General features: G+C 65.6%; 15 protein-coding genes. 12 read left to right on the forward strand and 3 right to left on the reverse strand.

What is annotated here, in order from left to right; translation table 11 throughout:
• On the forward strand, positions 1–466 hold a 466-nt coding region (locus Q0W90_RS15430), incomplete at its 5' end, for an ATP-binding protein (RefSeq protein ID WP_297775102.1).
• An 82-nt stretch (positions 467–548) separates the two neighbouring features.
• On the opposite strand, the gene Q0W90_RS15435 is transcribed toward Q0W90_RS15430, so the two are convergent.
• The 3 genes from Q0W90_RS15435 to Q0W90_RS15445 form a co-directional block, all read right to left on the reverse strand.
• The gene (locus tag Q0W90_RS15435; RefSeq protein ID WP_297599448.1) at positions 549–791 is read right to left on the reverse strand and encodes a hypothetical protein; all 243 of its coding nucleotides are present in this window, start codon (positions 789–791) and stop codon (positions 549–551) included.
• A gap of 146 nt (positions 792–937) precedes the next feature.
• Positions 938–1,912 carry an endopeptidase gene (locus Q0W90_RS15440; RefSeq protein ID WP_297700663.1) on the reverse strand — a complete coding sequence of 325 codons (975 nt, stop codon included), beginning with the start codon at positions 1,910–1,912 and terminating at the stop codon, positions 938–940.
• Positions 1,913–1,969: 57 nt separating this feature from the next.
• Positions 1,970–2,737 (reverse strand): TVP38/TMEM64 family protein, encoded by a 768-nt coding sequence (locus Q0W90_RS15445; RefSeq protein WP_297775104.1) that lies wholly within the window; start codon positions 2,735–2,737, stop codon positions 1,970–1,972.
• 180 nt (positions 2,738–2,917) lie between these two features.
• On the opposite strand from Q0W90_RS15445, the gene mutA reads away from it, so the two are divergent.
• From mutA to Q0W90_RS15500, 11 genes are all read left to right on the forward strand, one after another.
• Entirely contained in the window at positions 2,918–4,795 is a 1,878-nt protein-coding gene (gene mutA / locus Q0W90_RS15450; RefSeq protein ID WP_297701125.1) for a methylmalonyl-CoA mutase small subunit, read from the forward strand.
• A gap of 15 nt (positions 4,796–4,810) precedes the next feature.
• Positions 4,811–7,063 carry a methylmalonyl-CoA mutase gene (gene scpA / locus Q0W90_RS15455; protein WP_297701122.1) on the forward strand — a complete coding sequence of 751 codons (2,253 nt, stop codon included), beginning with the start codon at positions 4,811–4,813 and terminating at the stop codon, positions 7,061–7,063.
• A gap of 73 nt (positions 7,064–7,136) precedes the next feature.
• A complete protein-coding gene (gene meaB / locus Q0W90_RS15460; RefSeq protein ID WP_297775116.1) occupies positions 7,137–8,108 on the forward strand; it encodes a methylmalonyl Co-A mutase-associated GTPase MeaB in 972 nt (323 codons plus the stop codon).
• A 62-nt stretch (positions 8,109–8,170) separates the two neighbouring features.
• Positions 8,171–9,457, forward strand: a complete 1,287-nt coding sequence (locus tag Q0W90_RS15465; protein WP_297775106.1) for a serine hydrolase domain-containing protein — start codon at positions 8,171–8,173, stop codon at positions 9,455–9,457.
• Positions 9,458–9,729: 272 nt separating this feature from the next.
• The gene (locus tag Q0W90_RS15470) at positions 9,730–10,863 is read left to right on the forward strand and encodes an acyltransferase (protein ID WP_297775117.1); all 1,134 of its coding nucleotides are present in this window, start codon (positions 9,730–9,732) and stop codon (positions 10,861–10,863) included.
• Positions 10,864–11,209: 346 nt separating this feature from the next.
• Positions 11,210–12,124: a sulfotransferase family protein gene (locus tag Q0W90_RS15475; RefSeq protein ID WP_297775118.1), complete on the forward strand. Its 915-nt coding sequence runs from the start codon at positions 11,210–11,212 to the stop codon at positions 12,122–12,124.
• A gap of 399 nt (positions 12,125–12,523) precedes the next feature.
• The gene (locus tag Q0W90_RS15480; protein ID WP_297775108.1) at positions 12,524–13,531 is read left to right on the forward strand and encodes a sulfotransferase family protein; all 1,008 of its coding nucleotides are present in this window, start codon (positions 12,524–12,526) and stop codon (positions 13,529–13,531) included.
• 134 nt (positions 13,532–13,665) lie between these two features.
• Positions 13,666–14,784, forward strand: coding sequence for an NAD(P)-dependent oxidoreductase (locus tag Q0W90_RS15485; RefSeq protein WP_297775120.1), 1,119 nt, complete (start codon positions 13,666–13,668; stop codon positions 14,782–14,784).
• A 272-nt stretch (positions 14,785–15,056) separates the two neighbouring features.
• On the forward strand, positions 15,057–16,139 hold the full coding sequence (locus Q0W90_RS15490; RefSeq protein ID WP_297775110.1) for a class I SAM-dependent methyltransferase: 1,083 nt from the start codon (positions 15,057–15,059) through the stop codon (positions 16,137–16,139).
• Between the two features lie 353 nt (positions 16,140–16,492).
• Positions 16,493–17,299 (forward strand): TylF/MycF family methyltransferase, encoded by an 807-nt coding sequence (locus tag Q0W90_RS15495; RefSeq protein ID WP_297775112.1) that lies wholly within the window; start codon positions 16,493–16,495, stop codon positions 17,297–17,299.
• Between the two features lie 122 nt (positions 17,300–17,421).
• Positions 17,422–18,690 (forward strand): glycosyltransferase, encoded by a 1,269-nt coding sequence (locus tag Q0W90_RS15500; RefSeq protein WP_297775114.1) that lies wholly within the window; start codon positions 17,422–17,424, stop codon positions 18,688–18,690.
• Positions 18,691–18,701 lie beyond the last annotated feature (11 nt).

The following is an 18,701-nucleotide window of genomic DNA, read 5'->3' on the forward strand; positions in this document are numbered from 1 at the left end:
CGGGCTGGCGCTCGAGCTGCAGGACGTCGACGTGGCCGCCGTGCTCGATGGCGAAGCGGACAGGGCCGCCCTGCTGGCACCGCAGATCAGCGTCAGCCGGACCGGTTTGACCGCGCTGACGCTCAAAGTCGACGCGACCCGGCTGTCGCAGGTCGTGTCCAACCTGCTCGACAACGCCCGCCGGTACACGCCGGCCGGCGGAGCCATCACCATCGATCTTCGCGCACACGACGACGACATCGCGGAGGTCATCATCACCGACACCGGCCCCGGCATCCCGGACGACGAGCGGGATCGCGTCTTTGAGCGGCTGGTGCGCCTGGACGCCGGGCGCGCCCGCGACCACGGCGGCGCCGGGCTGGGACTGGCGATTGCGCGGGCGCTGGCGCGTGCCCATGGCGGGGAACTGGTGTGTCTGCCCCACGAGGGCGGCGCTCGATTCCGGCTCACGCTGCCGAGGGCGTAACGGGGCCGAAGGCGAGCGGTGGCCGCCGCCGAAATCCGTTCGGCGCGAACACCGCTCGGGCAGCGCTAGCGCGCCACCGGAATCACCATCCCGGCGGTGGCGGCTGATGCACCGGTCCGCCCGGCCCCGGCGGAGGCGGTGGTCCAAGCGGTCCGCCCGGCCCGGGCGGTGGCGGACCGAACGGTCCACCCGGCGGCGGCCCGGGCTGCCCCGGAGGTGGCGGGGGCGGGGGATCCGCGCTCGCCACCGCGGCGCCGATGCCGGCCACGGCGGCCCCGAGGGTCCCCGCGAGCAACGAACCAGCGATGAGTTGCTTGAATTTCATTCGGCCCATCCATTCTTCCAATGGCGATTCCATACCCCGGCGGTGCGAAATCGTCCTTCTCGCACCGCTTGTCGCGACGGTAGGAAGTCAGTCTGAAGTGGACCTGAAGAATGAACGTCGGGCTCGAGCCGCCTGGTAACAGCGGGTCAGCCCGGGGAAGACGGTGCGGTGACGGCGGTCAGACGCCACGTGTCCAGCCAGGGCCGCACCAGCTCGGCGACGGAGAATTTGGCCCGGGCCGCGCACCCGCCTTTGGGGGTGTAGGGGTCACCGCCGCGGATGAGGATGCCGACGGCGCTCACGGTGCCGTCGCTTTGGTAGAGGTACACCGGGCCGCCCGAATCGCCGCACTGGCCGCCCGCCAGGAACACGACCTTGCTGCCGGTGATCTCCACGATCTGTCCGCAGGCGTCGGCGCCGGAGCCCATGCCGAATTTGCACAACTGCTGGCCGACTTGCACATTGGTGGCGACGCTGGTGACCGGCAACGACGCGGCGATCGCCGAGGACTGGGGTACGTTGTCGCGGTCCAGCGTGATCAGGCCGATGTCGTGCTGCTCGTCGTGCACCCCCTCGTTGATGGTCCGGCTGAACGTGCCCAGCGTCGTGTAGGGGAGGACCCCGCCCAGGTTCATCGTCACCCTGCTCGGCGCGCCGGGACGGTTGCAGTGACCGGCGGTGAGAATTCCGGCCTGGCCGCCACTGGTGTGCACCAGAAACCCTGCGGTGCAACCCATTCCACCGGAGCCGTCGGCGTAGTCGACGTAAATTCCGGCGCCCGGTCCGATGGCGCTGGCCGCGGGCAGGTCGATCGGCGCCAGGGCCGGCGGCGGGGGTGGCTGCTGTTCCGGGGTGGCGGCCTTGGGAAACAAACAGATGGCTGCCACCAGGGCGATGGTGCTGCACACCGCCGCGAGGGTGAGCAAGGTGGTGTGCAGTTTGGCGCGCCGCGGCCCTACGTCGGCGAGCGCACGCGTCTTCGGGCTGCGACGCCGCTGGGTCCGGCTGGGCAGGAAGCCCAACACGGCGAGCACCGCCAACACCAGGGCACTGAGCGGGAGCGCATCGGTACGAGCCGGAGAGTATGACGCCCCCCAGCTGGCGAAGTCCAGCGCGTCCACGCCCCCATTAGATCGATCTTTGCCGCCTCGCGCGGCGCTCTCAACGAAGTTGGTCGATCAGCTGATGGTGGCCGGCTCGGGGGAGCGGTCGTCATCGAGGCGGCGGTGCGCGCGGCGGTGGTGCCGGCGGAAATGGCGGACCTCGACGATCAGCCCCGCCAGTCCGAGCGCGCTGGTGACCGCCGACACCAGATACAGCAGCGAGCTGGGGTGACCGGCCAGCGCGTCGCCGAGGACCACAACGGCGGTGGTGCCGGGCAGCAGTCCGGCCAGCGTCGCCAAGGCATACGGCAGCACTCGCACTGTCGATGCACCGGCGGCGTAGTTCAGCGCCGAGAACGGCACCGCGGGAATCAATCGCAGCGACACGATGGCCAGCCACCCCCGCTGCCGCAGCCGTTCTTCCACCGTGTCGATCGATCGGTGCCGCACCAGGCGGCTCAACCGCCAGCCCGCCGCGCGGACCAGCAGCATGGCGATCATCGCGCTCGCGGTGCTGGCGACCACCGCGATGGTGACGCCCATCAGTGGGCCGAAGAGCAAACCGGCGGCCAGGGTGAACGCGGTGCGCGGAATGGGCACCACCGTCACGACGATGTGCGCGACCAGGAACGCCAGCGGGAACCACGGTCCGAGGGACTGCGCCCAGTCGCGCATCTGCACCGGTGAGGGCAGCGGAAGCCACCATGCCGCCACCAGCAGCGCTGTGATGCCCACCACTGTCCAGACGATCCGTGACCGAGACACACTTCGCGCCGCCGCGCCGATGGCGCAGCCGAGATCACGAAGCGTTGCGGTGATGTTGCTGGTGGCGGAACCCGTCACGTCGTCCAAGGTTACGGGGCGCAGGTGAATATGGCGTTGCACAGGGCTGGCGTTTCCTCCCGGGTCCGGCCCGGTCGCCGCACCCGGCGGTTTTTAGCCACGAGCACCCATCAATTAGCCTCATTAGCTAAGTGGTATCCCCAAAGCTGTAGCCCAAATGCTGGGAAAAGGGAGCAATCGGTGTCCATTGATGTACCCGAGCTCGCCGGCCTCGAACAGGTTCGCGGGCGTTGGCGCAGTGCGGTCGCCGGAGTGCTGGCCAAAAGCACCCGGAAGGACCCCGAGCAGCTCGGGGACGCGCCGGAGCGGCTGCTGGAAACCCCGACGTATGACGGGATTGCGATTCGCGCCCTCTACACCGCGCTCGACGAGCTGCCCGAACCCCCGCTGCCCGGCGAATGGCCCTACGTGCGCGGCGGCGACGCCCTGCGCGACGTCAAGACCGGCTGGCGGGTTGCCGAGGCGTTCCCGGCCACCCCGGTGCCCGGCGTCGCGGCAAAGGACGTCAACTCGGCGGTGCTCGACGCGCTCGGCAACGGGGCCAGCGCCCTGGTCCTGCGGATCGGCGAGTCCGGCGTGGCGCCCGACCAGCTGGCGGAGACGCTGCAGGGTGTCTACCTGAGCATGGCGCCGCTGATCCTCGAAGCCGGCGCCGACTACGCGGCGGCCGGCGATGTCGCGTTGGCCCTGGCCGACGAGGTGGAGCCCGACCAGCGCGCCACCTTGTCGATCGACCTGGGCGGCGACCCGCTGACGGCGACGCTCAGTGGGCGGCCGGCACCGAAGATCGGGGACGTGGTCGCCATCGCCAAGCGGGCCGCCGAGCACACGGGCGTGCGCGCGATCACGGTCGACGGGCCCGCCTTCCACAATCTGGGCGCCAACGCGACTTGGGAGCTGGCCGCCGGCGTCGCGGCCGCGGTGAGTTACCTCCGCGTGCTCACCGAAGCCGGGATGCCGATCGGCCAGGCGTTGCGGCAGATCAGCTTCCGGTTCGCCGCCGATGACGACCAGTTCATGACGATCGCCAAGTTCCGCGCGGCGCGTAATTTGTGGGCGCGGGTCGCCGAGGTCGTCGGCGAACCGGATTCCGGTGCGGCCGTCATCCACGCAGAGACCTCGCTGCCGATGATGACCCAGCGCGACCCCTGGGTGAACATGCTGCGCTGCACCCTGGCTGCCTTCGGCGCCGGTGTCGGCGGCGCCGACTCATTGCTGGTGTTCCCGTTCGACGTGGCGATCGACGGCGGATTCCCGGACATAGCAACGAGTTTCGCGCGGCGCATCGCACGCAACACCCAGCTGCTGCTGCTCGAAGAGTCCCATGTGGGCCGCGTGCTGGACCCCGCGGGCGGGTCGTGGTTCGTGGAGGACCTCACCGGTCGGCTCGCGGAGCAGGCCTGGCAGCAGTTCCAGGCCATCGAGGCGCACGGGGGATTCACCCAGGCGAGCGACTTCATCGCCGGCCAGATCGCCGAGGTGGCGGCCCGCCGCGGCGACGACATCGCGCACCGCCGGACCGCGATCACCGGCGTCAACGAGTTCCCCAACCTCACCGAACCGCCGTTGCCGCAAAGCGACTCGTCGTACTCGCCGCTGGCCGCCGGAAAGCTGGTGCGATACGCCGCGGACTTCGAAGCCCTGCGCGACCGTTCCGACGCCTACCTGGCCCGCACCGGCTCGCGCCCGCGCGCGCTGTTGCTGCCCGTGGGTCCGCTGGCGGAGAACAACATTCGCGCGACGTTCGCCTCGAATCTGTTGGCGTCCGGGGGTATCGAGGCGATCAACCCGGGAACCGTAGATGCGGCCGGCGTCGCGGCGGCGGTGGCCGAAGCGGGGTCGCCGACGGTGGCGGTCATCTGCGGCACCGACAAGCGCTACCAGGATGAGGCGTCCGGCGTCGTGCACGCGGCGCGGGGCGCCGGCATTTCCCGGGTGTATCTGGCCGGGCCCGAAAAGGCCGTGGCTGAGGCCGAGCACCAGCCGGACCAATTCCTGACCGCGAAAATCAATGCGGTCGAAGCTCTGTCGGATCTGCTCGCGCGGCTAGGGGCCTGAGGGAGGCTAGTTACGATGACGACCACCGCACCTGCTGTCGGCAGCTTCGCCGATGTGCCGCTGCACAGCGAACGGACCATCGCACCGGCGACCGAGGCCGCCGTCACCGAACACGTCGCCGCGGCGGCGGCCGCGCACTGGTACACACCCGATCAGCTGCAATGGCATACACCGGAAGACATCGACGTTAAACCGGTCTACATCGCCGCCGACCGCGCCGCCGTCGAGGCCGACGGGTATCCGCTGCACAGTTTCCCCGGTGAACCGCCGTTCGTGCGCGGACCGTACCCGACGATGTATGTCAACCAGCCGTGGACGATTCGGCAGTACGCCGGTTTCTCCACCGCCGCGGAGTCCAACGCGTTCTACCGCCGCAACCTGGCGGCGGGCCAGAAGGGTCTGTCGGTGGCCTTCGACCTGGCCACCCACCGCGGGTATGACTCCGACCACCCCCGCGTCCAGGGTGACGTCGGAATGGCCGGTGTGGCAATCGATTCCATCCTCGACATGCGGCAGCTGTTCGACGGTATCGACCTGTCGACGGTGTCGGTGTCGATGACCATGAACGGCGCGGTGTTGCCGATTCTGGCGCTGTACGTGGTGGCCGCGGAGGAGCAGGGTGTTCCGCCTGAGAAGCTGGCCGGCACCATCCAGAACGACATCCTCAAAGAGTTCATGGTGCGCAACACCTACATCTATCCGCCCAAGCCGTCGATGCGCATCATCTCCGACATCTTCGCCTACACCAGCACGAAGATGCCCAAGTTCAACTCCATCTCGATCTCCGGCTATCACATCCAGGAGGCCGGCGCCACAGCGGATTTGGAGCTGGCCTACACGCTGGCCGACGGTGTCGACTACATCAAGGCCGGCCTGGACGCCGAGCTGGACATCGACAAATTCGCGCCCCGCCTGTCTTTCTTCTGGGGCATCGGGATGAACTTCTTCATGGAGGTCGCCAAGCTGCGGGCGGGCCGGCTGCTGTGGAGCGAGCTGGTCGGCCAGTTCAATCCGAAGAACGCCAAATCGCTTTCGTTGCGCACACATTCGCAGACCTCGGGCTGGTCGCTGACCGCACAGGACGCCTTCAACAACGTCGCCCGCACCTGCATCGAGGCGATGGCCGCGACGCAGGGGCACACGCAGTCGCTGCATACCAACGCGTTGGACGAGGCGCTGGCACTGCCCACCGACTTCTCGGCCCGCATCGCCCGCAACACCCAGCTGGTCTTGCAGCAGGAGTCGGGCACCACGCGGCCCATCGACCCGTGGGCGGGCTCGTATTACGTGGAGTGGCTGACCCATCAGCTCGCGCAAAAGGCCCGTGCCCACATCGCCGAGGTCACCGAGCACGGCGGCATGGCCCAGGCGATCAGCGACGGGATCCCCAAGCTGCGCATCGAGGAGGCGGCGGCGCGAACGCAGGCCCGCATCGACTCCGGGATCCAGCCGGTGATCGGGATCAACAAGTACCAGGTCGAAGAGGACCAGGAGGTCGAGGTCCTCAAGGTCGAGAACAGCCGGGTCCGCGCCGAGCAGCTGGCCAAGCTCAAGGAGCTGCGGGAAAGCCGCGACCAAGAGGCCGTCGACGCCGCGCTGGCGGAGTTGTCGCGTGCCGCGGCGGCCCATGGTCGCGCCGGTGAGGATGGGCTGGGCAACAACCTGTTGGCGTTGGCCATCGACGCGGCCCGCGCCAAGGCCACCGTCGGCGAGATCTCCGACGCGCTGGAGAAGGTGTATGGCCGCCATCAGGCGGAGATTCGTACCATCGCCGGCGTCTACCGCGACGAAGCTGGAAAGGCCGAAAACATGGCCAGCGCAACTGAACTCGTCGAGAAATTCGCGGAAGCGGACGGTCGCCGCCCCAGGATTCTGGTGGCCAAAATGGGTCAGGACGGCCACGACCGGGGCCAGAAGGTGATCGCGACTGCGTTCGCCGACATCGGCTTCGACGTCGACGTCGGGTCGCTGTTCTCCACGCCCGAGGAGGTGGCCCGCCAGGCCGCCGACAATGACGTGCACGTGGTCGGGGTGTCCTCGCTGGCGGCCGGTCACCTGACGTTGGTGCCGGCGCTGCGCGAAGCGATGGCCCAAGTGGGGCGGCCCGACATCATGATCGTGGTGGGCGGCGTCATTCCGCCCGGGGACTTCGACGAGCTGTACGAGGCCGGGGCCGCCGCCATCTTCCCACCCGGGACGGTGATCGCCGACGCCGCAATCGGCTTGCTGCACAAGCTCGCCGAGCGGCTGGGTTACGACCTCCGCTAATGGCCGCGAGACTGCAACTACCGACGGCCTCACTCGGGAAATGCGTTGCCAGTTACAGTCTCGCGGTGTGGAAATGAACGTCGAGGAGCTGGCCAAGGCGGTCCGCGACGGCGACCGCGCGGCGTTGCCGCGAGCGATCACGCTGCTGGAGTCCACCCGCGGAGACCATCACGAGAAGGCGCAGCAGCTGCTGCTGGAGCTGACGCCCGACTCGGGTAACGCGCATCGCGTGGGCATCACGGGGATCCCCGGGGTAGGGAAGTCCACCGCCATCGAGGCGCTCGGCATGCATCTGATCGAACTCGGTCATCGCGTGGCGGTGTTGGCCGTCGACCCGTCGTCGACGCGCACCGGCGGCTCGATCCTCGGTGACAAAACCCGGATGGCGCGCCTGGCGATCCATCCGGATGCATACATTCGGCCGTCGCCGACGTCGGGCACCTTGGGCGGTGTGGCCAAAGCCACCCGCGAAACGACGGTGTTGCTGGAGGCCGCCGGTTTCGACGTGATCTTGATCGAGACCGTCGGCGTCGGTCAGTCCGAGGTGACGGTGGCCAACATGGTCGACACCTTCGTGTTGCTGACCCTGGCGCGCGGCGGCGACCAGCTGCAGGGCATCAAGAAGGGCGTGCTGGAGCTGGCTGACATCGTCGTGGTGAACAAGGCCGACGGGAAGCACCTCGCCGAGGCACGGTCGGCCGCGCGCGAGCTGTCCGGGGCGATCAGGTTGATACACCCGCGTGAAACCCTCTGGCGGCCGCCCGTTCTCACCATGAGTGCGGCCCAGGGAACCGGCCTGCACGAACTCTGGGAGACCATCGAACGTCATCGCCAGGTGCTCACCGAGGCGGGGGAGTTCGAGGCGCGCCGCCGATCTCAGTTGGTCGACTGGACGTGGCAGATGGTGCGCGACACGGTTTTAGACCGGCTGGCGTCCAGCCCCGCGGTGCGCAAGATCCGGGCCGACGTGGAGCGAATGGTCAAGGCGGGGGAGCTAACTCCGGCCCTGGCGGCGCAGCAAATATTGACGGCCGCGTCGAGCTAACGGATAGGTAAATAATCGGGATATCGCTCCTGTCGGGTGTGTAATCCAAGTAAATTTAAAGTGTGACGGTGGAAAGCCGAGTCAATCGCCGCGCGGTCCGTGTTCACGATGACCTTGACGCAGGTCACCGTGTGTCCGGCGCGGCGGACTCACACTTCGGTTGCGTCGTTCGTAGCTTTTCCAGCATGTTCCCCGCCCGCCGGTTCGGTGGCGGGGCGCTGGCCGTGTACGTCGACGGCCAGCCCGTCGTGGACGTCTGGACGGGCTTTGCCGACCGGGGCGGCCAGCGGCCGTGGTCGGAGAACACCGCCCCGATGGTTTTCTCCGCGACCAAGGGGATGGCCGCCACCGTCATCCACCGGCTTGCCGACCGGGGGCTCATCGACTACGACGCCCCGGTCGCCGAATACTGGCGCGAGTTCGCGGCCAACGGCAAGGCCGACATGACGGTGCGCCAGGTCATGCAGCACCAGGCCGGCCTCTCGGGTCTGCGCGGCGCCACCACGGAAGACCTACTCGATCACGTGATGATGGAGGAGCGGCTGGCCGCTGCTGCTCCCGGACGGCTGTTGGGCAAATCGGCGTACCACGCGCTGACCTTCGGCTGGCTGATGTCGGGTCTGGGCCGGGCGGTGACCGGTAAAGGTATGCGCACGCTGATTCGTGAAGAACTCGCCGAGCCGCTGGGCGTCGACGGCCTGTACCTGGGCCGGCCGCCGGCCGGGGCGCCGACGCGCGTCGCCGAGATCGTCGCGCCGCAGAACCTCCTGGGCAGTTCGATCGTCAACAACGTCTCACGCAAGGTCGCCAACGAGCTTTCCGGTGGATTCCGGTCGATGTATTTCCCGGGCATGATCGCCGCGGTTCAAGGCGACACCCCCCTGCTCGACGCCGAGATCCCGGCGGCCAACGGGGTGGCCACGGCGCGTGGCCTGGCGCGGATGTACGGTGCCATCGCCAATGGTGGCGAGGTCGACGGCATCCGATTCCTCTCCCGGGAGCTGGCGGCTGGCCTGACGGGTGAGCGCAGCCTGCGGCCGGACCGAAACATCTACGTGCCGTTGGCATTTCACCTGGGTTATCACAGCCTGCCGATCGGCGGTGTGATGCCCGGCTTCGGTCACGTCGGGTTGGGCGGTTCGGTCGGGTGGGCCGACCCCGCCTCGGGGGTGGCATTCTCGTTGGTGCACAACCGGCTGCTGACGCCGCTGGTGATGACCGACCATGCGGCGTTCGTGGGAATTTATGCGCTGATCCGCAGGGCCGCGGAAAAGGCGCGCAAACGTGGCTTCCGCCCGGTCACCGAGTTCGGGGCGTCGTTCTACGAGCCGGGAGCTGTCGCGGGCTGAGGGCCCCGAAAGACGCCCGGGCCGGCGCCGCGAGACTGAGCGCCGCTGAGACCAACACGATGCTCGAAGCGGCCGGGTCGGAAGATGGAGTTGGGCTGTCCCTACTTTGCTGGGGATGTAATCTGTGCGGATGTTTGCTCCGCCTGTTCCTGCTCACACCCGCGGCCGGTCGGTCGTCCGGGTATTGCGGGTGCGCTGATGGCCGCATTGCGATGTCGCTACCGGGGCCCCTGGCAACGGGAACCGTCCAGGTGAGCGCTAACCCGGCCGTCATCGGGCCACAGCGGGCAGGGGCCGCGAGCCCGAGGCTTGCCCAGGCATTCGATACCCGAAACAACGCGCTGAATGTTTGGCGGTTGGTGCTGGCGTCGGGCGTCATCCTGCACCACTCCTGGCCGCTCACCGGCCGCAAGATCTACCCATCGGTTGAGCAACTTCTTACCCAGGTATGGGTCGACGGATTTTTCGTGATATCGGGATTCCTCATCACGGCGAGCTGGGTTCGCAACCCCCGGCTTCGCGAGTACTTCGTCGCCCGGGTTCTTCGCATCTTTCCGGGGCTGTGGGCCTGCCTGATCGTGGTGGCTTTTGTCATTGCCCCGATCGGTGTGGCGATCCAAGGCGGTTCGGCCGTCAAACTGCTGCTGTCTCCGGGGCCCATCGCGTATGTGTTGAACAACGCCGTATTGAACGTCTACCACGCCGGTATCGACGGGACGCCGCGCGACGTCCCGTTTCCGGGTGTGTGGGACGGGGTGCTGTGGACCCTCATCTTCGAATTCTTGTGCTACGTTGCCGTTGCCGTTGCTGGCGTAGCCGGGCTGCTCAAGCGCCGGTGGCCCGCTCCGGTGGTGTTCGCATTGTTCCTGGGGGCGGCGGCGGTGGTTTCTTACCCGGCGACGATGACGACCGTGCAGACGCTTTGGCAGATGATCGCGCGGTTCGCCCTCGTGTTCGCCGCCGGAGTGCTCCTGCATCAGTTCCAGGACTTGATTCCCGCTCGATGGTCACTGGTCGCCGTGAGCGCGGCCATCGTGGTGGTGGCCGGCTTGCTGGTGCCGAACTACCGGGTACTCGCCGCCATCCCGCTGGCCTACGCCGTCGTCGTCTCGGGAGCGCTGATCCACCACGAGCGCTTGAGATTACGCACGGACCTGTCCTATGGCGTGTACATCTACGCGTGGCCTATACAGCAGTTGCTGGTCATCTGTGGCCTCGCCTTCTTGCATCCCCTCGCGTTCGCCGTTGTTGCCGGCATCGCCACCCTTCCGCTGGCCGCATTGAGCTGGTTCCTGGTGGAAAAGCGTGCGCTTGAGCTCAAATCTCGCTTCACGCGCAGAGCGCGCGGATGCGGCGGCGTAGTCGCTGATGTGCAGCCGTCCGCGCATACCGCCGCTGGCGACTAAGGCGCTTGCGGATCTTCGCGCTGCATAAACCTCAATCTCCCCTTTATCTAGAGGTATTAAAAGGGCCGTAGAGATCGAAGGTCCTCGACCTGAATGCGTGTTTCCGAGAACGCCTCTGGAATCGGCCACGGTGTGCCGGGCACGGTGTAATTGAACTCCGCTCAAGAAATTGCAAACTCATGCATAATGACCCGTGATCCCGGGGGCCGTAACACGCGCGACGGAAAGGTGTTGGTCCCCGATGAGAGCTGGCCGGACGCGCCAACCCGCCGACGGCGCCGATTTCCCGGAGCAGTCCACCCGCTCCGAAACCGCGGTTCGTCCGGTCGCGCTGTTCGTGCTGGGTATGGCGCGGTCTGGGACGTCGGCCCTTACCAGGGTTCTGTCGCTGTGCGGTAGCACGCTCCCGGCCGGAATGTGTGGCGCCGACGGGAACAACTCCCGCGGCTATTGGGAGCCGCGCGCGGCCATCATGCTCAACGAAATGATCCTGCGCCGCCACGACAGCAACTGGTACGACCCGACGCTGCGCCTGCAGGAGGAGTGCGCGTTCGGTGCCGAGGAAAAGGCCGCCTGTGTCGCGGAGATCACGGCGTACCTGGGCACCCTGCCGGCGGCGCCGGTGGTGGTCATCAAGGAGCCGAGGATCACGGCGCTGTCCAGCCTCTGGTTCGAGGCGGCGCGCGGGGTCGGCTTCGACATTGCCACTGTGATTGCGGTGCGCCACCCGCGCGAGGTTGTCGCTTCGGCGGCGAAGTACGTCAACACCTCGCCGCAGCTCTCGAGCGCATTGTGGCTCAAATACAATCTGCTCGCCGAGCGGCAAACCCGCGGCATCCCGCGCGTGTTCGTCGACTACGGCAACCTCCTCGACGACTGGCACCGGGAGGTGAAACGCATTGCCGCGACGCTCGAAATCGATATGGACACCGCCGACGAGGGTGCCATCGAGGAGTTTCTCACCCCCGAACTTCGGCGCCAGCGATGTGGCGGCCCGGTGGCAGACCTTTTCGGCGCGGACTGGATTTCCGCTGTCTATGAAGCGCTGCGTGGGGCCGCGCAGGACGACCCCCTGCATGCGTCGACCCTGGATCGGGTTTTCGAGTCATATCAGGCGGCCGAGCGTGATTTCCGCGCGGCGTTCACCGAATTCCATGCCCGCACCAACAGCGTGATTCGCCGGGTATTCAGGCCGTTTATCGTGAAGCGGATCCTCGAAGTCGCCGCGATGCTGCATCGGCGCCGAGGAGCCTGGGCGTAGGCCGACACAGGCGCGATTCGCCACCGACCCAAAGATCAAGTAAGCGAAACAGTTTCGTAAACCCGGCACCATGGCCCTTCGTGTCGGGTTATAGTCCGTTGCGGGCGCAATGATTCGATGGTTCTCCCCGGGGGCAGAAGTTGCCGGTCACACGTCAAGCCTGACTCCGCATGAGGAGCACGGCAAGTCGGCTCCTCTTTGCCGAAGTTGTTGAGAAGGCCGAGATTTAGCTGTCTGACATCGTAGTGAGCGCGACGGTGTCGATTCCGAATGGATTGCTGCCTGCGCTTTGGTCGCACGTGCCCCAGATCGGAAACCTCTGGATATCAACCAAACTCCGAAAGTCGCCCAGGCGCACGACCAGTGAAAGGTTCAGAATTCGCGATGAAATCGGCCCGGATGACCAAGCCCGTCGAAAACGTGGTCAATTCCTCCGACCCCCTCGGGCGTCCCGTCGGGTCCGGGAACCGCCCGGTCGCCCTTTTCGTGCTGGGGCCGCAACGGTCGGGAACATCGGCGCTCACCCGGGTGCTCTCGCTGTGCGGTGGCACGCTCCCGACTGCGATGCTGGGCGCCGACGCGAACAACCCGCTCGGGTATTGGGAACCGCGAGCGGCCATCTCGCTCAACGAAACGATCCTGCGCCGCCTTGGGACCAATTGGTACGACCCCTCACTGCGCTTTCTGGATGAAGGTTCGCCCCACGCGGAGGACAAGGCTTGCATCGCCAAAGTCGCGGCGTATCTGTCCACGCTGCCGCCGGCGCCGCTCGTGGTGATCAAAGAACCCAGGATCACGACACTGTCCCACCTGTGGTTCGACGCGGCACGCGTGGCCGGGTTCGACGTCGCCGCGGTGATCGCGGTACGTCATCCGCAAGAGGTCATCTCGTCGATCGTGAAGTCCTGGCGCGTCTCTCCCGCGCTCGCGAGCGCCTTGTGGTTGAAGTGCAACGTCCTGGCCGAACGCAATACCCGCGGCGTACCACGGGTTTTCGTCGACTACGCGAACCTTCTCGATGACTGGCGCCGGGAAATCAAGCGCATCTCCACGGAGTTGCCGGTCGAACTACACGCCCAGGGCGAGGACGCCATCGAGCAGTTCCTCACCCCCGGTTTGCATCGGCAGCGGCACTGCGGCGCGGTGACGAATCTTTTCGGTGCCGATTGGATTTCCACGGTCTACGACGCACTCCGCCAGGCCGCGCAAGACGGCCCCATCGACATGTCAACGTTGGACCGTGTTTTCGAGTCCTATCGGTCAAGTGAGAGTGATTTCCGCAACGCGTACGAGGACTTTCGTAGCTTGTCCCACAGCATGCTCTTCCGGATTCTCCGGCCGGTCATCGCGAGGCCGATGATGGAGGTCGTCGCAATGGCCCATCGGCACAGGGGGACTTGGGCCTAGCGCCTTTCGCACATTTGGTGCGGCCTCGCGGTAAGTCCCCGATATGATCGACCGGACCGCGATATCGGCGACGTGCGCCGGTCGCTTATTTTCCTCGGCATCCGAAAGGGAGGCGTCGATCCGTGTCAGCGTCCGTGCTCATCACCGGTGGGGCGGGATTCATCGGGTCGGCGCTCTCTCGTCGCCTTGTCGGGGCCGGATACGACGTCGCCGTGATGGATGTCCTGCATCCACAGGTGCACGGGGGAGATCGCCCGATCGAACTGCCGCCGTCCGTGCGGTTGTTCACCGGAGACGTCACGCACGCGCCCGACTTCGACGCGGTGCTGCGCTTGTTCCGCCCTTCCCAAATCGTCCACCTGGCCGCCGAGACGGGGACCGCGCAATCGCTGTCCGAGGCGACGCGGCACGGCTCAGTGAACGTCGTCGGAACCACGCAACTGCTCGACGCATTGAGCCGCTCGGGACTCGTGCCCGAACAACTGGTGCTGGCGTCATCCAGGGCGGTGTACGGCGAGGGCTCGTGGCAGTCCGGCTCGCAGATTTTCTACCCGCGACCTCGAAGCCACGCGCAGCTGGTCGCGGGTGTCTGGGATCCGCAAGGGCCCGCGGGGGAGCGGGCGGTGCCGCTGCCGAGCCGGGCCGACCGAACCGAACCCCGCCCCACCAACGTGTATGCGGCGACCAAGCTCGCCCAGGAGCACCTGTTGGCCGCCTGGACGTCCGCGCACGACACCAACCTCAGCGTGTTGCGCTTGCAGAATGTCTACGGCCCCGGTCAGTCGCTGACCAATTCGTATACCGGAATCGTCGCGCTCTTCGCACGGTTGGCGCGCCAGGGGCTTGCGCTGGAAGTCTACGAAGACGGCCGGATCGTACGCGATTTCGTCTACATCGACGCTGTCGTCGATGCGCTGTTCGCGGCGGTGCAACGGCCCGCAACCCAGCCGCGCTGTCTCGACATCGGATCCGGCCATGCCACCACCATCCATGAACTGGCCAACAAGATCGCCGCCATGTGTGACGCGCCCGAACCGGCCGTCGTCCCGAAATTCCGCGACGGCGACGTACGCGCCGCGAGCTGCGACATCGAGCCGGCGATCAACGAGCTCGGCTGGCATCCGAAGTGGACGCTCGACGACGGTCTGTGCGCGCTGCTCGAATGGATCGGCGAGCGGCCCGAAGTCTCGTTGGAGCCAAGTGAGCACGCGCCTGCATCGGGCGGTCCTGCGGAACGGGCGGGGCGCCTTTAATGGCGTCTTCAGTGCGAACTGCCGCAACCTGAGTCAACCCCGAAGCCGCGAAAGTCGCATTTGCTGACCTCTATGCATCGAACACGGATCTAGCTCCAGCCCGCGGCGAAGGGATGTGACGGCTGGATCTGATAGGCACTGATCTGGCGCGGCAATCGTGTAATTTACTGAACCGTCGGGCGATGTTACGTACTAGGGCAGCTACGCGCCAGGAGGTGAACCGGGTGGGCATTGTCGATAGGCGGACAATGGGCCCGACGAGTCTTCACCGTATGCCGAAGGCAGATCGCACGACCATTCATCGGCTATGGAAAGCAGCTCTGGTTGGCGTCGCGCTCATCGTGGCCACCGCATGTTACTTCTGGACGGTCCTCCTCATCGCGATCGGCGCACTTCTGTTGTTGCTCGTATGCGCGCGAATTCCCCGTCGGGACCGGGACCGCTACATTCCAAATCTATATGCTCGGGACATCAGCGTTTATGACGAAGAATATCGCAAGTTCGTCGGCCAGACACTTTCCGATTTGCGTCGTCGCAGGATTCGAGGCCACACGCTATTGTGGGAAGCATCGCGACTGGCGGGGCCCAGCGCTGAGAATTCTGAGGAGCTATTGTTAGATCTGGGTGTCTGGATCGGCTGGTCGACGAGGCTCACATTTGATGCATGTCGCCGAATGGTATACGGTTTCGATACCTTTTCCGGCCTTGTTGAAGACTGGCAACTCGAGGACCGGGTCATCAAACGTGGGACATTTTCACTGTCAGAACCGATCGCGCAACGTTTTATACGGGATACCGGAGTGACTTTCCACGACGGTGTGCCTGCCGCGCTCGGCCGCGATGTGAAATTCATAAAGGGGAGTACATATAATACGTTGGCGCCGTTCCTGGCGGACCGACCAGGGGCCCCAATCAGGCTCTTTCACATGGATTTGGACACATACGAGAGTTGCCTGCACGCATTAGAAACCTGCAAAGATCACTTCATCAGAGGATCCATCCTTATCTTTGACGAGTATCTGGTTACCAATGGCGAAATGCGTGCTTTCTACGATTTTCAGCGGCGCTATGGTCTGGAATGGGAATATCGGGCGTGGGGCCTCGAGATGATCGAAATGAACGTCGAGATGGTTACGTCACGTTGGAAGCGCTTGCTGTACTCCATTGCCGCGATTCCGTTGCATGTGCTCTTTGGGGACGGCCGTTACTCCTGGGCATGCTTCCGCGAACCGTTTTGGCGATTTTGGTTGGGTGCACCCAAAGGGGACATATTCTTTATGCTCGGCGTTGCTGGGTCACGGAAATCGGTGAGTATTGAGATTACCGGCCTCGGTAAACTTGACCCGCAGCGTTAGCGTCGCGTGGTGTTGATCGGTTTACGTCGGTGAGGGTGCCGCGAGGGATGTAGTCGTAGGTCTGTTGCTCGGCATCCCTGGGCCCGACACCCAGAACGCGGGCAGTTCAGTGTCCCCGTTGGGAATCGGGATCGCGGGCATCCAGGTGGTGCCCATAGAAAGCCTATGATGGTTGCTACTCCCCGGTGGTGCAGGTTTGGTCATCGGGCAGGCGCCGGGGAGGTCAGGGAGGCCGTCAGGCGAGCTTGTAGCACCGATACGAACGCGTTTGACGGCTTCGACGACGTCGAGGTCATTACCGCCAGTCTTTTCATTTGAACCAGGGGGCAGCTTTGACCGTGACTGATCGTGACATGCGATCTCCGTTCCTCGATACCAGATCCGCCTATCTCAACCTGCTGCGACGTAGCCTCACCCGATACGGCAGCGACGAGTTGGTGCCGGTGGGATGGAATTTTCTTGGTCGCCCCCTTTTCAATACCCGCAATCTGCTGCTGGTCCGCAAGCGCCCGTTCAATGAGCACGCACGGAAGTTGGGCTTGGATTGGCCGGCGGACGCCCTGACGATGATCGGCATGCAGCGGCTGACCAGTTTGCAGCACTGCGTCGAGACGGTTCTAGAAGAGGACGTGCCCGGCGATCTGGTCGAGTGCGGGGTGTGGCGCGGTGGGGCGTCGATTTTGATGCGCGCCGTGTTGTCGGCCTACGGAGACGACAAGCGATCCGTGTGGCTGTGCGATTCGTTCGAAGGAGTGCCACCCCCGGACACCGCGCATTACGAGGCGGACAAAGGTATCAAGTTGCATCGCGCCGCCGGAGTGCTGGCGGTATCCGAAGCGCAAGTCAGGGCGAATTTCGAGCGCTACGGGTTGCTCGATGACCAAGTTCGTTTCATCCCGGGCTGGTTCAAGGACACCCTGCAGGACGCCCCGATTGACCGCATTGCCGTGTTGCGGCTCGATGGCGATCTTTACGAATCGACGATCCAGGCGCTCGATGCCCTCTACCCGCGGCTGTCGCCGGGGGGTTTCTGCATCATCGACGATTACCACGCCATCGACGCATGTCGGCAGGCGGTGGCCGACTACCGTGCGGCACACGGCGTAACCGCGGAGATCGTGGAGATCGACGGCACCGGCGTGCTGTGGCGCAAGCCATGACGAGCCCCGACCCGGATTTCGTCGTCGGTGCAGTCGCGCAAACCGATGCTGTGAGGATTCGCCGATATTTAAAGTGATCGGTGCATCACTGTGATGGCGCAACCGAAGGGCTTGGATTCGCGATGAAATGTGTGCTGGCCAGCTATGGAACGCGCGGTGATATTGAGCCTTCCGTCGTTGTCGCCCGCGAACTGCAGCGCAGAGGGCACGACATGGTGATGGCCGTCCCGCCCGACTCGGTGAGCTTCACCGAGGCGGCTGGGCTGACCGCGGTCCCTTACGGGCTGGAATCGCAGGCCTGGCTCGATGTGTACCGCGACTTCTGGACGTCTTTCTTCCGAGGGTTCTGGAAGATTCAGGAGATGCGCGGCATGTGGCGCGAGATGTGGGACCTCAGTGACCAGTGCTGGGCACAGATGAGCACGACGCTGATGTCGCTGGCGGACGGGGCCGACCTGCTGTTCGCCGGGCAGAGCTACCAGGAGCCCGCCGCCAACGTCGCGGAGTATTACGACCTTCCGTTGGCCACGCTGCATCACGTCCCCATGCGGCCCAACGGCCAGGTCGTGTCGATCCTTCCGTCGCCGCTGGCCCGCTCGGCAATGACCGCGTTCGACTGGTTCTCCTGGCTCCTGAACAAAAAGGTCGAGGACACCCAGCGCCGGGAACTGGGCCTGCCCAAGGCAACACGGCCGTCACCGCGGCGGATCGCCGACCGTGGATCGCTGGAAATCCAGGCCTATGACGAGGCCTGCTTTCCCGGGTTGGCCGACGAATGGGCGAAATGGGACGGCCTGCGGCCCTTTGTCGGGACGCTGACGATGGAGTTGACCACACAGGCCGACGACGACGTGATGTCCTGGATTCACGCGGGCACACCGCCGATTTGCTTCGGCTTCGGCAGCATGCCCGTCGAATCTCCGGCTGACACTGTGGAAATGATCAGCACGGCCTGCACGCAGCTGGGTGAGCGGGCGCTGATCTGCGCCGGCAGGAGTGACTTCAGCGGCGTTCCGCTTGCCGATCACGTCAAGGTGGTGGGCCCGGTGAATTACGCGACGATCTTTCCCGCCTGCCGCGCGATTGTTCATCACGGCGGCTCGGGAACCACCGCCGCCAGCCTGCGTGCCGGGGTCCCCACGCTGATCCTGTCGATGGACGCCAATCAAACCATTTGGGGCGCTCAGCTCAAACGGCTGAAAGTGGGTACCGCGCGGCGCTTTTCGGCCACGGATCGTCAATCCTTGGTAAGGGACTTAAGCCGGATCCTCGCCCCCGATTACGCTCGTCGCGCCCGCGAGATCGCCACCCGGATGACCAAGCCGGCCGACAGCGTTGTCAAGGCCGCCGATGTCGTGGAGAAGTTTGTCAGCTCGCGCAGTCGTGCCTGACGCAGCAAACA

Source organism: Mycobacterium sp. (assembly GCF_025933915.1).
In the GTDB taxonomy this organism is placed as follows: domain Bacteria; phylum Actinomycetota; class Actinomycetes; order Mycobacteriales; family Mycobacteriaceae; genus Mycobacterium.

Coding starts and splice junctions, on each gene's coding strand:
- Q0W90_RS15500 (WP_297775114.1), top strand. CDS start 17,422: ATGAAATGTGTGCTGGCCAGCTATGGAACGCGCGGTGATATTGAGCCT.
- Q0W90_RS15480 (WP_297775108.1), top strand. CDS start 12,524: ATGACCAAGCCCGTCGAAAACGTGGTCAATTCCTCCGACCCCCTCGGG.
- Q0W90_RS15475 (WP_297775118.1), top strand. CDS start 11,210: ATGGCGCGGTCTGGGACGTCGGCCCTTACCAGGGTTCTGTCGCTGTGC.
- Q0W90_RS15435 (WP_297599448.1), bottom strand. CDS start 791: ATGAAATTCAAGCAACTCATCGCTGGTTCGTTGCTCGCGGGGACCCTC.
- meaB (WP_297775116.1), top strand. CDS start 7,137: ATGAACGTCGAGGAGCTGGCCAAGGCGGTCCGCGACGGCGACCGCGCG.
- Q0W90_RS15495 (WP_297775112.1), top strand. CDS start 16,493: ATGCGATCTCCGTTCCTCGATACCAGATCCGCCTATCTCAACCTGCTG.
- scpA (WP_297701122.1), top strand. CDS start 4,811: ATGACGACCACCGCACCTGCTGTCGGCAGCTTCGCCGATGTGCCGCTG.
- Q0W90_RS15490 (WP_297775110.1), top strand. CDS start 15,057: ATGCCGAAGGCAGATCGCACGACCATTCATCGGCTATGGAAAGCAGCT.